Source organism: Kitasatospora sp. MAP5-34, from assembly GCF_029894335.1.
GTDB lineage: Bacteria > Actinomycetota > Actinomycetes > Streptomycetales > Streptomycetaceae > Kitasatospora.
Genome location: NZ_JARXZC010000043.1, coordinates 51,081 through 66,845, shown reverse-complemented (window position 1 = coordinate 66,845; position 15,765 = coordinate 51,081). Strand labels below are relative to the sequence as shown.

The window sequence follows — 15,765 nt, the reverse complement described above, 5'->3', positions numbered from 1 at the left end:
CGTCGGATACGAAATGGCCCTGCTCGTCGACCGAGCCGGCGCCGTCCTCACCCCCGCACTTCGCGCGGAACTTCAGGGCAGCCTGCTGCACTGACGGTTCGTCGGATACCGTCCTGGTATTCGAAAGACCTCCTGCCCGTCCCGAGCCCGCCATCAACGGGCTCGGGTTCGGGCGTTGTACGGCTTTCGCATCACCTGTTCAGGGCCCCGGCCCTGAACTCGCACCGCACCGCCGCACCATGTGAGGAGAGGAACCGTGACCCCGCCCGACGACCGCAGCGGCCAGTACGGCGTTCCGTACCCTGGCACCGGCCATGACGCCTTCGGAGCCCCCGGCGTCGGCCCCGGTCAGCCGTACGAACAGCTGCAGCACGAACAGCAGCAGTACGCCCAGCAGCAGTACGGCCAGCAGCAACACCAGCAGTACCAACACCTGCAGGGCCAGCAGCAGTACGGGCAGCAGCCGCAGCCCTACGGCCAGCAGCAGCCGCCGCAGCAGCACCAGCAGCAGTACCGCCAGGACACCCGGCAGGACCTCGGCGGCTACCGGACGGCCCCCGGCCGTCGTGGCCCCGAAAGCTTCCCCGTGCAACCGGCCGAGCCCGACCACGGCGAGGAGCCCGGCTACCTCGACGACTACGACGACGAGCAGGACTCCGGACCGCTGATCCGCCCGTTCGCAATGACCGGCGGCCGCACCCGGCCCCGCTACGAACTGGCCTTGGAGGCACTGGTTTCGGCCAATGTCGCGCCGGACCGCCTCGCTACGATGCTCCCCGAGCACCAGCGGATCTGCACGCTGTGCACCGAGGTCAAGTCCGTCGCCGAGGTCTCCGCGCTGCTCAACATCCCGCTGGGGGTGGCCCGGATCCTCGTGGCCGACCTGGCCGAGGCCGGCCTTGTGGCCATCCACCAGCCCGCCGCCGGCGGCGAATCCGGCAACCAGCCCGACGTCACGCTGCTCGAAAGGGTCCTCAGTGGACTTCGCAACCTCTAACGCGGCCGCCCCCAGCCGCGCCACCACCTCCGCGAAGATCGTCGTCGCGGGTGGCTTCGGTGTCGGCAAGACCACGCTCGTCGGCGCGGTCTCCGAGATCAACCCCCTCCGCACCGAAGCCGTCATGACCAGCGCCAGCGCCGGCATCGACGACCTCAGCCACGTCCAGGGCAAGACGACGACGACCGTCGCCATGGACTTCGGCCGGATCACCCTCGACGAAGACCTGATCCTGTACCTGTTCGGCACCCCCGGCCAGGACCGCTTCTGGTTCATGTGGGACGACCTCGTCCGCGGCGCCATCGGCGCCGTCGTCCTCGTCGACACCCGCCGCCTCGCCGACTGCTTCCCCGCCCTCGACTACTTCGAGAACAGCGGACTCCCCTTCGTCGTCGCCCTCAACGGCTTCGACGGACACCAGCCCCACACCGCCGACGAAGTCCGCGAAGCCCTCCAACTCGGCCCCGACACCCCGGTCATAACGCTTGACGCCCGCCGCCGGGACAGCGCCAAGAGCGCGCTCATCACCCTGGTCGAGCACGCACTGCTCGCCCGACTCCGGTAGCAACGTGCGGCAGCCGGCCACCAGAAAGGCCCACGGACCCTCAGGTCCGTGGGCCTTCTGACGTGGGCCTTCTGACGTGCGCCTTCTGACGTGCGCCTTCTGACGTGCGCCTTCTGACGTACGGGGACGGTCAGTTGCCCGGTTCGAGCCCCGCCCGGATCAGCCCGTAGGTGTACGCGTCCTCGAGGGCGAGCCAGGAGGCGGCGATCACGTTGTCCGCGACGCCCACCGTGGACCAGGACGCGGCGGAGTCCGAACTCTCGATCAGCACCCGGGTCTTGGAGCCCGTACCGTGCTGGCCCTCCAGGATCCGGACCTTGTAGTCCATCAGCTCCAGGGTGCCCAGCTGCGGGTAGATGTGCTCAAGTGCCGTACGCAGCGCCTTGTCCAGGGCGTCCACCGGCCCGTTGCCCTCGCTGGTGGCGATCCGGCGCTCACCCTCGGCCCAGAGCTTGACGGTGGCCTCGTTGCCGGCAACTCCGCCCGGCCCCTGCTCGCTGATGGTCCGCCAGGACTCCAGGGTGAAGAACCGCTCACGCCTGCCCCGGACTTCGTCGCGGAGCAGCAGCTCGAAGGAGGCGTCGGCGGCCTCGTAGGTGTAGCCCAGGTTCTCCTGCTCCTTGACCTTGGCGACCACCCGGCCGAGCAGGTCGCGGTCGGCGGAGAGGTCGTACCCCAGCTCCTTGCCCTTGAGTTCGATCGAGGCCCGGCCCGCCATGTCGGAGACCAGCATCCGCATGGTGTTGCCGACCTGCTCGGGGTCGATGTGCTGGTAGAGGTCCGGGTCGACCTTGATGGCGGAGGCGTGCAGCCCGGCCTTGTGCGCGAAGGCGGAGAAGCCCACGTACGGCTGATGGGTGGAGGGCGCCAGGTTGACGACCTCGGCGATGGCGTGCGAGATCCGGGTCATCTCGGGCAGCTTGCCCTCGGGCAGGACCCGCCGGTCGTACTTGAGTTCCAGCGCGCCGACCACGGGGAAGAGGTTGGCGTTGCCGACCCGCTCGCCGTAGCCGTTGGCGGTGCACTGGACGTGGGTGGCGCCGGAGTCCACGGCGGCGAGGGTGTTGGCGATGGCGCAGCCGGTGTCGTCCTGGGCGTGGATGCCGAGCCGGGCGCCGGTCTCCTTCAGGACGTCCGCGACGATGTCCCGGACGCCGGCCGGCAGCATGCCGCCGTTGGTGTCGCAGAGCACCACCACGTCGGCGCCGGCCTGGTGGGCGGTGCGGACGACGGCGAGGGCGTAGTCGCGGTTGGCCCGGTACCCGTCGAAGAAGTGCTCGCAGTCGATGAAGACCCGACAGCCCCGCGAGCGCAGGTACTCGACGCTGTCGCGGACCATCTCCAGGTTCTCCTCGAGCGTGGTGCGCAGCGCGAGTTCGACGTGGCGGTCGTGCGACTTGGCGACCAGGGTGACGACCGGTGCCCCCGAGTTGACCAGGGCGGCCAGTTGCGGGTCCTCGGCGGCCTTGCCGCCGGCCCGGCGGGTCGCGCCGAAGGCGACCAGTTGGGCGTGTTTGAGATCGAGTTCGACCGCCGCGCGGGCGAAGAACTCGGTGTCGCGGGGGTTGGCACCGGGCCAGCCGCCCTCGATGAAGCCGACGCCGAACTCGTCCAGGTGCCGGGCGATGGTCAGCTTGTCGGCGACGGTGAGGTTGATGCCCTCGCGCTGGGCTCCGTCGCGCAGCGTGGTGTCGAAGACGTGGAAGCTGTCGTCGGGGTGGCTCATGGCCCTGTTTCTCCGTTCGGCGAGTACTGCCTGATGCCAAGTGTCCGGCGCTGCCGTGCCGAGTCCCCGCGCGCCACCCGGATTCTCGATGCCCTTTCTGGGGGCTCCGATCCCTCCGAGTCCTGCCGGACCGGCTGGAGATGGGCCGGTCGGGCAAAACAAAAGACCCCTCGCGGGTGCGAGAGGTCTGCGCGCGGGTCTGACACATTGGTCGCTCCGCTGAGGGGTCACTGCGGAGCGGTCACTGCGGACCGGCGCGCCTGCTGCTAATAATGAGCGCGAGCGAGGACACGTTCGGAGTCTGGCACACCGCCCGGAATACGGCCTCCCTGTCTCGCCATTCAGAACGACGTCGGGGCGGGGAGGCCGTCGGGCCAGGTCAGAGCTCTCAGACGAGCTTGTGCAGCCAGTTGTGGGTGTCCGGGTTCTGGCCGCTCTGGACGGCGAGCAGGGCCTTGCGGAGTTCCATCGTGACCGGGCCCGGGGTGCCGTCGCCGACGGTCCAGTCGCCACGGGCGGACTTGACGGAGCCGACCGGGGTGATCACGGCGGCGGTGCCGCAGGCGAAGACCTCGGTGAGGGTGCCGTCGATGTTGCCCTGCTTCCACTCGTCGGTGGAGATGCGGCGCTCCTCGACGGCGTAGCCGAGGTCGGCGGCCATCTTGAGGAGCGAGTCGCGGGTGATGCCCGGGAGCAGCGCGCCGGAGAGCTCGGGGGTGACGACGCGGGCGTCCTTGCCTTCGCCGAAGACGAAGTAGAGGTTCATCCCGCCCATCTCCTCGATCCACCGGTGCTCGGCGGCGTCGAGCCAGACGACCTGGTCGCAGCCCTTGGCGGCGGCCTGGGCCTGGGCGACCAGCGAGGCGGCGTAGTTGCCCGCGCACTTGGCGGTGCCGGTGCCGCCGGGCGCGGCCCGGACGTACTCCTCGGAGAGCCAGACCGAGACCGGCTTGACCCCGCCGGGGAAGTACGCGCCGGCCGGGGACGCGATGATCATGAAGAGGTACTCGTTGGCCGGGCGGACGCCGAGGCCGACCTCGGTCGCGAACATGAACGGGCGCAGGTAGAGGCTCTGCTCCGGCTCGCTCGGGACCCACGCCTGGTCCTGCTGGACGAGCAGCTCGACGGCCTCGACGAAGGTCTCGGTCGGCAACTCGGGCATGGCCAGCCGGCGGGCGGAGGCCTGCATGCGCTCGGCGTTGGCGGTCGGCCGGAAGGTGGAGATCGAGCCGTCGACCTGGCGGTAGGCCTTGAGGCCCTCGAAGATCGCCTGACCGTAGTGCAGCGTCATGTTGGCCGGGTCGATCTCCAGCGGCGCGTACGGCGTCAGCTGGGCGTCGTGCCAGCCACGGCCCTCGGTCCAGCGGATGGTGACCATGTGGTCGGTGAAGACCCTGCCGAAGCCGGGATTGGCCAGCCGGGCCTGGCGCTCCGCATCCGAGAGCGGGTGCGCGGAGGGCTTGAGGTCGAACGTGATGGGCGCCTGGGTGGGCGTACTCATGGCTGTCTGTCCTTCACCGTGGGGTTGGTCCGGGCGCGGACCATCGGTGATCGAACACACGACGGCACGGCCCACTGTTGATAGTCGCATCTGGAGGGCCGTGCCGAACAGCTGGCATGTCAGCTGTGGAAGTAGTACAGGCCCCCTCAGCCGGCTACTCGGGCAACGAGCGCGTCGCCGACCTCGGAGGTGGAGCGGGTGCCGGTGCGGGTGGCGAGGTCGGCCGCGACGGCCGCCTCGACCTTGGCGGCCTCGGCGGTGAAGCCGAGGTGCTCCAGGAGCATGGCGACCGAGAGCACGGTGGCGGTCGGGTCGGCCTTGCCCTGGCCGGCGATGTCGGGGGCCGAGCCGTGGACCGGCTCGAACATCGACGGGAACTCGCCGGTGGGGTTGATGTTGCCGCTGGCCGCCAGGCCGATGCCACCTGTGACGGCGGCGGCCAGGTCGGTCAGGATGTCGCCGAACAGGTTGTCGGTGACGATCACGTCGAACCGCTCGGGCTGGGTGACGAAGAAGATCGTCGCCGCGTCCACGTGCAGGTAGTCGGTGGTGACCTCGGGGAACTCCTGGCCGACGGCGGCGAAGATCCGCGTCCACAGGTGGCCCGCGTGCACCAGCACGTTGTTCTTGTGGACGAGCGTCAGCTTCTTGCGCGGGCGGGCGGCCGCGCGGCGGTAGGCGTCGCGGACGACCCGCTCGATGCCGTACGCCGTGTTGAGGCTCACCTCGGTGGCGACCTCGTGCTCGGTACCGGTGCGCAGGGTGCCGCCGTTGCCGACGTACGGGCCCTCGGTGCCCTCGCGGACGACCACGAAGTCGATCTGGGGGTCGCCGGCCAGCGGGGACTGCACGCCGGGGAAGAGCTTGCCCGGGCGGAGGTTCAGGTAGTGGTCGAAGGCGAAGCGCAGCTTGAGCAGCAGCCCGCGCTCCAGCACGCCGGACGGGACGCTCGGGTCGCCGATCGCGCCCAGCAGGATCGCGTCCTGGGTCTTCAGCTCCGCCAGCACGCTGTCCGGCAGGGTCTCGCCGGTGCGGTGGTAGAGCCGGGCACCGAGGTCGTACTCGGTGGTCTCCACCTTGACGTCGGCGGGGAGGGCGGCGGCGAGCACCTTGAGGCCCTCGGCCACGACTTCCTGGCCGATACCGTCACCGGGGATCACTGCGAGACGAAGGCTACGAGACATACTCGAACCCTACGCCGCGTCCCAGGGGGTGACATCTCGCGTCCACTATCCGGACATTCGAGAGGGGCGCGGAGCCTCGGGCGGAGCGGGGACATTCGGTAATATCCGACGAGTATTCGCGCATTTCCTCGCAGGGGATCAGGCCGATGGACAACACGCAGTGAGCCGGACCGTCGCAGCCGCCCGTCGAGGACTCCGCAGCCCGGAGACCAGGGCGGCCGGGCTCGCGGCGGCGCTCTCGATGGCGGCCTACTGCCTGGCGCTCGCGATCCACCGGACGTACCCGTTCGGCGCGCGCTCGCGGGCGGTGAACGACCTCGGCGACCAGCTCGTGCCGTACCACGCCCACCTGTGGGACCTGATGCACGGGAACAGCACCGGCGACCTGCTGTTCAACTGGAACAGCGGGTACGGCGCGCCGTTCCTCGCGGACTTCATGGCGTACCTGATGAACCCGTTCTCCTGGCTGGTCGGGCTCTTCCCGCGCGACGCCGTGAACTTCCCGGTCTTCCTGGTCACCCTGCTCAGCATCGGGCTCGCCTCGGCCCTGATGACGGTCTTCCTCGGCCGGCTGCACCAGGGCTCCCCCTGGCTGCGGGCACTGCTCGCCGTCGGGTACGGCGTCTGCGCCTGGGTGCTGAACGACGGCGCGGCCGACCCGAGGTGGATGTGGGGCCTGGTCTCGCTGCCACTGGTCTGCCTGGCCTGCGACTGGTGCCTGCGGCAGCGGCGGTGGGTGCTGGGCACGCTGCTGGTCGCGGTGGCCTGGGCGGGCAACGTCCACACCGGCGCGATGGCCACCCTCGCCGCCGGACTGGTGCTGCTGGTCCGGATGTACCTGGCCCGGACCCCGGTGCGGGCGAAGCTGCGGGTACTGGCCCGGGCGGCGGCCATGGTGGCGACCGGGGTGCTGCTGACCACGCCCGTGATCCTGGTCGGCCTCAAGGCGGGCAAGGTGTCCCAGCCCGCGCCGCTGGCCCGGTACGACGGCCCGACCGGCCTCACCGACTACCTGACGCAGCTGCTGCCCGGCGGAGGCTCGGACCACTCGATGCCGAACATCTTCGTCGGCTTGCCGGCCCTCCTCCTGGTCGCCTCGCTGCCGTTCAACCGCGAGGTGCGGATCCGCGAGCGGGCCGCCTGGTACGTCCTGCTGGTGGCCGTCGCGGCCAGCTTCGGCTGGCGGCCGACCATACTGCTCTGGCACGGCCTGGCGGTCCCCGACGGCAGCCCGTACCGGGCGGCGTTCGTGCTCAGCGGGATGCTGGTGATGGCGGCCTGGGTTTCGTTGTCGCGCCGCCCCGACCCGTTCGCACTGCTCGGCGGCGCCGGGCTGGTCGCGCTGATCGCGGTGCTGGGGCGCGGACACAGCTCCGTCCGCTCCTCCACCTGGGTGCTGGTCGTCGCGGGCGGCGCAGTCGTGGTCGGCGCGCTCTGGCTTCTGCAGCGCCGGCCGGACGACCCGGCGGTGCGGCGGATCGTCGGCACGGTGCTGGCGGTCGGTGTGCTGGCCGGGTCCACGTACGCCGCGTACTGGGCCACCGTGCTCCGCGACCGGACGACCATCAGCCGGACGACCATCAGCTCGCAGTCGTCGGCCGCGTACGACCTCATCCAGCGCGCGGACGACTGGCCGAAGAACCGGACCGACCCGGGCCCGCACGAGTTCACGAGCAACGACCCGCTGCTGCTCGGCGGCGAGGGCGGCTCGTACTACAGCAGCTACCTGCCCGCCGTGACGGCGCAGCTGCTGCACGACCTGGGCGCCGGCTGGTACCTCGAGGGACGGCACACCCTCAGCCCCGCCGACCCGGTCGGGCGGGCGCTGTTCGGGGTGACCACGTACCTGGACAGCAGCTCGGCACCCGAGGGCTTCAGCCCCGAGCAGGCCGCCGCCGCGCCGCTGGTCACCGTGCATCCCGACAGCAAGCCGGACGTCTCCTCCGTCTGGTCCCGGCAGCAGTCGCTGCTCGGCGCCAAGGTGTACGACATCCCGCAGCTCACCCCCACCGCCGGGCCCGTGCCCACCCTGCACGGCATCAGCGGCTGGTCCGTCCCGGCCACGCCCGAGGGCGGGACCTGGACGACGTTCGACGGGGTCTGCACCCCGGGCAGCACTGCGTACTTCTACGGACCGTGGTTCAACGGAACCGTGCTGGGGCTGGGCACCGAGTACGACAGCTACGGCCGGCAGCCGATGACGGCGATGCCGATCCGGGAGCTGGGCACCGTACCCGCCGACGGCCAGGTCCAGCTGCGGCTGCGGGCCGGGGCGGCGGCGCAGGTCCCGGTCGAGCCGATCGGCTGCCTCGACCACGGCGCGCTGTCGGCCGCCCTCGCACAGCTCAGGGCCGCCACCTCGGTGAGCACCGGCGGGCACGCCCTCAGCGCCGAGCTGCCCGCCGGGTCGACCGGCCTCGCGCTGGTCTCCGTCCCGGCTGTGCAGGGCTGGCAGTGCTCGGTCGACGGCGGGGCCGAGGCCGCGCCGAAATCGGTGCTGGGCATGATCGGGGTGCGGCTCGGCGCAGGCGCCTCGCGCTTCTCGTGCGGCTACCGCACGCCCGGGCTGAACACAGGGCTGGCGGTGAGCGGCGTCGCGCTCGCGGTGGTGGCGGGTGTCGGGCTGATCACCCGGCTGCGGCGCAGTCGAGTACGTGCGCTGAGTACTTTGCGCCGAGTACTAGCGCGCCCCTGATGGCGACTGTGCGCCCACCCGGCGGTGCAGGTGAGCACCGGTACTATCAACGGGACAATTGGGTGATTCATGAGTACATCGGCCGGATCTACACCGGTTGGATCTACTACGCGGGGTCGGAGGAGGAGGGTCGGTGAAGCCGCAGCTCTGGCAGCTCGTCAGGTTCGGCATGGTCGGCGTGGTGAACACCGCGACCTTCTACGCCGGTTACCTGATGCTCCACCCCCACCTGCCGTACTTCGCCGCGTTCACCCTCGCCTTCCTGGTCAGCATGGTCGGGTCGTTCTTCATGAACACCTACTTCACCTACCGGACCAGGCCGACCTGGCGGAAGTTCCTGCTCTTCCCGCTGCCGAACATCACCAACTACCTGGTGCAGAGCGGTGGCGTGCTCGCGCTGGTGGAGTGGCTGAAGGTGAACGAGAAGATCGCGCCACTGCTGGCCGCAGTGGTCGCGATCCCGATCACGTTCGTGCTCTCGAAGCTGGTCCTGACCAGCCGGGACTCAGCGCCTGGAGATAAATCTGACCGATCGACCTCAGCCGAGGATCTCGGCCCGGCGCCCGTCCGGGTTGAAGTGGTGGACAAGTAGCAGCCGGGTGCTGTCCCCCGGCATGCGGCGGATCTCCAGCACGGAGCCGGGCCGCTCCGGGGTGGTGATCGCCGCCGGGCCGCCGAAGCCGCTGCGGATGTCGAGGGCCGGGTGCAGCGCGTCGATCGTCAGGGTCGGGTGTTCGCCGTCCAGGCCGATCGAGGAGACCGCGTCCTTGACGCCGGGTGTGCCGCCCTGGGTCGCGAGGCCCGTCCAGAGGGCGTAGCGGATCTTGCCGGCGCTCTGCCTCAGCCCCGGCAGGGCCGACAGCCGGACGGGCAGGACGACGGTGTCGCTGTCCAGCAGATCGGTGTCGGTGTCGCCCCAGCGGGCGTTGAGCGGCTCGACGTCCAGCTCCTTGCCCGTCCTGGCGTCCAGGGCGCGGGCGACCAGGACGTCACTGCCCGTCAGCCGGTCGGCGACGACGATCACGTCCGTCACGCCGTCACCGTCGGTGTCCAGCGAGGCCCGGACGCCGAAGCTGCTCACCGGGCTGGCACTCGGGGCCCAGAAGGTCGCGGCCAGGTAGAGCATGCCCTTGTCCAGCGGGTCGCCGCTGACCGCCGGGGCGTCGGTGGCGGCGCCGGCCGTCCGGAGGTTGGCCGCGCGGTCACCGGCCCGGGTGACGCAGACGTCCTTGCCCTTCTCGCCCTTGTCCTTCTCCTTGTCCTTGTCGCTCTGGTGGGTGTCCTGCGGGCAGTCGGGCCAGCGGGCGGCCTCCCCGCCGAGGGCGAAGGCACTGATCAGCGCGTCGCCACCGGCCGCCGGTGCGCCGGTGCCGGTCAGGCTGAGCAGGGTGGAGGTCTGCGAGGTGCGGGCCTGCGGGCCCGCCGACAGCTCGGACGCGGGGCGCGGGGCGGCGAAGAGCGGGACGCGCAGGGCCGGTACGTCGGCGCCGACGGGGGTCAGCAGCAGCCGCCCGGAGAGTTCGGCCCGGTAGCTGCGGGCGTGGCCCGTCTGGGTGAGGTCGATGGTCGGATCGGGCGCCCGGCCGAGCCGCCCGGGGACGCGCAGGGTCACGGTGACCCGGGTCGTACCGCCCGCCGGGACGGTGACCTGAGCAGGCGACAGGTCGAAGCGCGCGCCTGGGACTTCGGTGGCCGGCAGGTAGCCGGTGGTGTAGTCGAGCGGCTGATCCGAGAAGTTCCGGATCTCGACCTCCCGGGCCTGCTCGGTCGGCCCGGTGACCGGTACCGGACCGAAGGAGACGCCGACCGCGCCGTCCACCGAGCCCTCCCCCGCCGCGTACGCCACGGCCGGGGTGCGGACGGCGAGGTCGACCCTGGCCCGGCCGGCGCCCGTCCGCTCCGGGCCGTAGACCGGGCCGGTGTGGTCGTCGCCGAGCCAGGTGTCGCCCGCCGTGTTCATCAGCGCCGCCTTGACCTCGGCCGGCGACCAGCCCGGGTGTGCGGACCGGACCAGGGCGGCGAGCCCGGTGATGTGCGGGCTGGCCATCGAGGTGCCGTCCTCGCGCATACCGCCGCTGCCGGTGCCCACCCGCGCCGACCAGATGGTCTCGCCCGGCGCCGCGACGTCCGGCTTGACGAGGCCCGGCAGCCCGACGCCGCGTGAGGTGAAGCTGGTCAGGGTGTCCGCCCGGAGCGGCTGGTTCTGGACGACCGCACCGTGCAGCGGATTGCCGGGGACGGCCAACTGCACCCGGACCGGCCCCGCGGCGACGGCCTTGACCAGCCGCTCACCGTCGGCCTTGGCCATGATGGCGGCAGGGATCCTGTCGTCACCGGCGATCTCGCCCAGGTGGTCACCGTCGGCCGCGAACAGTGTGCCGACCGCCCCGGCGGCGGCGGCGTGGTCGGCCCGGGGGGCGGAGCCGCAGGCCCGCTCCGGATCCTTGGTATGCCAGCTCAGCACCGCGATCCGGCCCTTGAGGCGGGCGGCGTCGGCCGCGTCGAAGGCGGCGCAGCCGTCCGACTGGTCGACCGGGAGAGCGAGTTCGGCGCTGACGTCCTTGGCCGACCAGCTCTGGTACTTGGCGCTCCAGTGCGCGGGGACGAGACCGGCCATCGGCTCGGGGGCGAGCACCCGGATCCCGTCGGCGTCGGCGTGCCCGTCCACCGAGGCGGCGACGTCGATGGCCCGGGCGGCGTTGCCGGGGCTGCCGCCGACGCCGTACACGTCGCCCTCGTTACCCGCCGCCGCGACCACCACCGTCCCCAGCTCGGCGAGGCGGTCGGCGGCCAGTGCGTCGGTGTCGTCGGGGTTGCCGAAGCGGCTGCCGAGCGAGAGGTTGACGACGTCCAGCCGGTCCGAGAGGTCGCCGTTGCCGTTCGGGTCCGCCGCCAGGTCGAGGGCCTGGGCGAGCTGGTCGGTGGAGCCGTCGCAGCCGAAGACCCGGATCGCGTACAGCTGAGCGCCGGGGGCGGCGCCGGGGCCGACCTTGAAGCCCGCCGGGTCCAGCCCCGGGTGGTACGGGCCGGTGTAGGTCTTGCCGGCGGAGGTGACGCCGAGGCCGGCGGCGGTGCCCGCGACATGGGTGCCGTGGCCGTTCAGCGCGCAGTCCAGCGGGTTGGGGCCGGGGTGCGGGACGGGCTGGAAGTTGGGGGCCGACGGGTCCGGGTTGTAGTCGTCGCCGACCAGGTCCTTGCCGCCGATCACCTTGCTGTTCGGGAACAGGGCGGCCGGGGCGGGCTTGCCGCGCTCGACCGAGCGGAACGCCTGCTCGGTGCCCGGACCGCCGAAGTCGGCGTGGGTGTAGTCGATGCCGGAGTCGATGATGCCGATCCGCACGCCCGCACCGGTGTTGCCGGGCAGACCCGCGTCCGCGAGAGTGCCGGACCAGACGGCGGGCGCGCCGGTGAGCGGGACGGAGTACGCGTTGCCGCGCTCCTTGCGGGTGATCGGGTGCACCGCCCGTACGCCGGGCAGCGCGCGCAGCGCGGGCAGCCGCCCGGCCGGGGCGGTCACCGCGAGACCGGCGAGCAGGGTGCGGGTGCGGTACAGCTCCCGGGAGTCCGGGGCGGCCCTGTGGACAGCGTCGGCCAGCCGGTCGAGCGCCTGGCTCACCCGCCCACGCTGGTCGGCACCGGCCTGCGCCGCCTGCCGCCGGACCTCCTCCGGGGAGCGCCGGGCCCGCCGGGCCTCGGTGCCGGCCCGGCGCCAGGCGGGGGCGGCGGCCTCGGTGTCGAGTTCCAGCAGAACGCTCTGCTGGGTATCGGCCCGACTCCCGATCGCACCTGGCTCGGCCGCCGCACCGGTGGGCGGCGCGGCGGCGAGCACGGCGGAGCCGGCGACGACGGCGAGGGTGATACCGATCCGGGTCAGAGCACCATGGGTGCGCACAGGTCCGCCTCCCCCGGCAGGGGTGGACTGATCTGCGTACAGCCCGCGCGGCGCGGACGTCGATCACCCTCCCGGAGCACCAAATTAGGATCACCTCGTCGACCAGGGCCAGCGAGTTCCCCCTCCGGGGTCGGGCTTGCACTCCTGCGGGTGACGGATCGTCAGGCATTCGGGCTAACCACGACAGGGGCGCCTGGCTGTGAAGCCGTCAGGCGCCGTGGCCCGTCGCGCCGCCGTTGTCGCGGCGGTCGAGGGCTCGCTGGAGGGCGGCTGCGGCGTGCGGGTCGGGCTCGGACCGGCGGTGGCGGCGCGGGGTCCGGACGGGGGCGGCGGGGGCGGTGTAGTGGTCACGGTGGGTGAGCAGGTTTGCGTGGGGCATACCGGGCTCCTCGGTTCAGGGCACGTGAGCGTGCTGAGGGTGGGGAGAAGTTGGTACGCCGAGCAGGGGTCGCCTGTCGTTGTGCGTACGGCACGGAGGGGCCGCGCACCCTGGCTTGAAGGGGGTGGGCTCACCGTCCGGCTCTTCCAAGGTACGCGGACCCACCGTTGCTGTCTGCACAACTACTTGGATTTCCTACTATCTGAGACAGCGCCCGGGACGGCACAGGGCCCGGACCGCAGCGGCGGTCCGGGCCCTGGCGGGTCGGGGCGGGATCAGTCGTCCAGGACCATGGCCTCGGCGCAGGCCGCGATGGTCAGCAGCAGTGCGTCGTCCTGGCCGGGGACGATGGTGACGCCGTAGTGCTCGCTCAGCAGCGACCACTTACGGGCGATGTGCGCGACCTCCTGCTGCCCGAACGTGATGGCGTACTGGTGGTCGGTGATGTTGCCCGTGACGTGCAGCTCGGCACCGTTCTCGAAGGTCACGGTGAACTTGTAGACCAGCGGCGAGAAGAGCGCCTTCTTCACCGTGGCGATGCGCTGCTCGCCGCGCTGGATGTAACGGATGTCCCGGAGCGTCATGATCTTCTCGGAGATCCGGTACAGCTCGTTGCCGTTGACGTCCTGCAGCGCGATGACGCCGCTGAAGCTGAACATCTTCTCGTCGACCTGGAAGACGCGCTCACCGCCGCGCTTGATCCAGAAGTCGTGGGTCGGCGAGAAGAACTTCTCGTCGATCTCGTAGGTGACACCGTTCTGGACGGGCTCGTGACCCTCCAGCAGGCGCTGGCTGAGGCCCTCCAGGAAGTTGTCGTGATTGTCCCCGTGACCCTGCTGCTGGGCGCTGCCGAGCAGCTGCTGCGCTATGCCGAACAGGCTGCCGATTCCGTCACTCATGCCGGTTTCCTCCCCTTGGTGATGTGATGACGGGGATGAGCATAGAGAGTCCGACTTGCACCATGACAGCCCCCTGGCCTGCTGTTACGCAATCAGCACAACATCAGACCGAGGGGGCTGTCAGGACGATGACGAACGGTCAGCCGGTCACCAGCCGGCCCTCAGCCAATCGTCAGAAGGGGTGGGTCAGCCGAGGTTGACCGAGCGGGCGAACTCGGCGCCGATCGCGCCGGCGATCTCGGTCAGGACCTCCTGCGAGACCTCGCTGTCGACCGTGATCGAGGCCAGCGCGCGGTCACCGTCCCGGGCGACCTGCATGCCCGCGATGTTGATGCCGGCGTTGCCGAGGATCTGGCCGAGGGTGCCGACCACGCCGGGGCGGTCCTCGTACTTGAAGAAGGCCATGTGGTCGGTGAGCGCCACGTCCACCTCGAACGCGTCCACGCCGACGATCTTCTGGGTCTGCTTCGGGCCGGAGAGCGTGCCGGAGATGGCGATCTCGCCGCCGTCGGACAGCGTGCCGCGCACGGTGATGACGTTGCGGTGCTCGGGGCTCTCGCTGCTGGTCGTCAGACGGACCTCGACGCCGCGCTCCTGGGCGAACAGCGGGGCGTTGACATAGGACACCGTCTCGGCCACGACGTCCTCGAACACGCCCTTGAGCGCGGAGAGTTCGAGCACCTTGACGTCGTGCTGGGTGATCTCGCCACGGACCTCGACATCGAGGCGGACGGCGACCTCGCCGGCCAGCGCGGTGAAGATCCGGCCGAGCTTCTCGGCCAGCGGCAGGCCCGGACGGACGTCCTCGGCGATCACGCCGCCCTGGACGTTGACCGCGTCCGGCACCAGCTCGCCCGCGAGCGCGAGGCGGACGGACTTGGCGACGGCGATGCCGGCCTTCTCCTGCGCCTCGTCGGTCGAGGCGCCCAGGTGCGGGGTGGCGACCACGTTGTCGAAGGCGAACAGCGGGGAGTCGGTGCACGGCTCCTTCGCGTAGACGTCCAGGCCCGCGCCGGCCACCCGGCCGTCGCGCAGCGCGCTGGCGAGCGCGGCCTCGTCCACGATGCCGCCACGGGCCGCGTTGACGATGCGCACGGTCGGCTTGACCTTGTGCAGCGCCTCGTCGCCGATCAGGCCGATCGTCTCGGGGGTCTTCGGGAGGTGCACGGTGATGAAGTCCGAGACCTCCAGCAGCTCTTCGAGCGACAGCAGCTTGACGCCCATCTGGGCCGCGCGGGCGGCCTGGATGTAGGGGTCGTACGCCACGATCTTCATGCCGAAGGCGGACATCCGCTGGGCGACCAGCACGCCGATCCGGCCGAGGCCGACGACGCCGAGGGTCTTCTCGCTCAGCTCGACGCCGGTGTACTTGTTGCGCTTCCACTCGCCCTGCTTGAGCGCGGCGTTGGCGGGCGCGATGTGCCGGGCGCTGGCGATCAGCAGACCGCAGGCGAGCTCGGCGGCGGTGACGATGTTGGAGGTCGGGGCGTTCACGACCATCACGCCGGCCTTGGTGGCGGCGGCGACGTCCACGTTGTCCAGACCCACGCCCGCGCGGGCGACGACCTTGAGCTTCTTGGCGACGGCCAGCGCCTCGGCGTCCACCTTGGTGGCACTGCGGATCAGGATGGCGTCCACGTCCGCGATGGCGGTGAGGAGTTCGTTCCGGTCCCCGCCGTTGCAGTGGCGGATCTCGAAATCCGGGCCCAGCGCGTCGACGGTGGCGGGGGACAGCTCTTCGGCGATCAGTACTACGGCGGTTTTCGGTGTCACAGTGCTGCTCACGACAGTGTGTCCTTAACTGTCCGGTTCACCCCGGGGCACGGGCGTGGCGTGACCGGCGGGGGGAAGGTGGCATGCCGCGTAGATAGACGCACGACGCTGTGGGCCTGACGCGCACTCGGAAGTGTATCGACGGGCGGAGGAC

The 15,765-nt window shown here is 71.1% G+C and carries 11 protein-coding genes and 1 pseudogene; 5 read left to right on the top strand and 7 right to left on the bottom strand.

What is annotated here, in order from left to right; all coding sequences use genetic code 11:
* The 3 genes and pseudogenes from P3T29_RS27745 to P3T29_RS27735 all read left to right on the top strand — a co-directional run.
* Positions 1 to 94: pseudogene (locus tag P3T29_RS27745) on the top strand (roadblock/LC7 domain-containing protein); the annotation flags it as partial.
* A gap of 162 nt (positions 95 to 256) precedes the next feature.
* Positions 257 to 997 (top strand): DUF742 domain-containing protein, encoded by a 741-nt coding sequence (locus P3T29_RS27740; RefSeq protein WP_280719397.1) that lies wholly within the window; start codon positions 257 to 259, stop codon positions 995 to 997.
* On the top strand, positions 978 to 1,562 hold the full coding sequence (locus tag P3T29_RS27735; protein ID WP_280719396.1) for an ATP/GTP-binding protein: 585 nt from the start codon (positions 978 to 980) through the stop codon (positions 1,560 to 1,562). Before P3T29_RS27740 ends, P3T29_RS27735 begins: the two co-directional genes overlap by 20 nt.
* Positions 1,563 to 1,692: 130 nt before the next feature.
* On the opposite strand, the gene cimA is transcribed toward P3T29_RS27735, so the two are convergent.
* From cimA to P3T29_RS27720, 3 genes are all read right to left on the bottom strand, one after another.
* Positions 1,693 to 3,288, bottom strand: a complete 1,596-nt coding sequence (cimA, locus tag P3T29_RS27730) for a citramalate synthase (RefSeq protein ID WP_280719395.1) — start codon at positions 3,286 to 3,288, stop codon at positions 1,693 to 1,695.
* A gap of 388 nt (positions 3,289 to 3,676) precedes the next feature.
* Positions 3,677 to 4,789: a branched-chain amino acid aminotransferase gene (locus P3T29_RS27725; RefSeq protein WP_280719394.1), complete on the bottom strand. Its 1,113-nt coding sequence runs from the start codon at positions 4,787 to 4,789 to the stop codon at positions 3,677 to 3,679.
* Positions 4,790 to 4,935: 146 nt separating this feature from the next.
* The gene (locus P3T29_RS27720) at positions 4,936 to 5,973 is read right to left on the bottom strand and encodes a 3-isopropylmalate dehydrogenase (protein WP_280719393.1); all 1,038 of its coding nucleotides are present in this window, start codon (positions 5,971 to 5,973) and stop codon (positions 4,936 to 4,938) included.
* A 160-nt stretch (positions 5,974 to 6,133) separates the two neighbouring features.
* Between P3T29_RS27720 and P3T29_RS27715 the strand changes: the two genes are divergently transcribed.
* Both P3T29_RS27715 and P3T29_RS27710 read left to right on the top strand, forming a co-directional pair.
* Positions 6,134 to 8,668, top strand: a complete 2,535-nt coding sequence (locus P3T29_RS27715) for a YfhO family protein (RefSeq protein ID WP_280719392.1) — start codon at positions 6,134 to 6,136, stop codon at positions 8,666 to 8,668.
* 169 nt (positions 8,669 to 8,837) lie between these two features.
* Positions 8,838 to 9,260, top strand: a complete 423-nt coding sequence (locus P3T29_RS27710; protein WP_280719400.1) for a GtrA family protein — start codon at positions 8,838 to 8,840, stop codon at positions 9,258 to 9,260.
* Here the strand turns inward: P3T29_RS27710 and P3T29_RS27705 are convergent.
* The 4 genes from P3T29_RS27705 to serA form a co-directional block, all read right to left on the bottom strand.
* Positions 9,207 to 12,560 (bottom strand): S8 family serine peptidase, encoded by a 3,354-nt coding sequence (locus P3T29_RS27705; RefSeq protein ID WP_280719391.1) that lies wholly within the window; start codon positions 12,558 to 12,560, stop codon positions 9,207 to 9,209. The two genes, P3T29_RS27710 and P3T29_RS27705, sit on opposite strands and share 54 nt — an antisense overlap.
* 208 nt (positions 12,561 to 12,768) lie before the next feature.
* Entirely contained in the window at positions 12,769 to 12,939 is a 171-nt protein-coding gene (locus P3T29_RS27700; RefSeq protein WP_280719390.1) for a hypothetical protein, read from the bottom strand.
* Positions 12,940 to 13,214: 275 nt separating this feature from the next.
* Positions 13,215 to 13,838: an LURP-one-related family protein gene (locus P3T29_RS27695; RefSeq protein ID WP_280719389.1), complete on the bottom strand. Its 624-nt coding sequence runs from the start codon at positions 13,836 to 13,838 to the stop codon at positions 13,215 to 13,217.
* Positions 13,839 to 14,024: 186 nt separating this feature from the next.
* Entirely contained in the window at positions 14,025 to 15,611 is a 1,587-nt protein-coding gene (gene serA, locus P3T29_RS27690; RefSeq protein WP_280719399.1) for a phosphoglycerate dehydrogenase, read from the bottom strand.
* Positions 15,612 to 15,765: the final 154 nt, after the last annotated feature.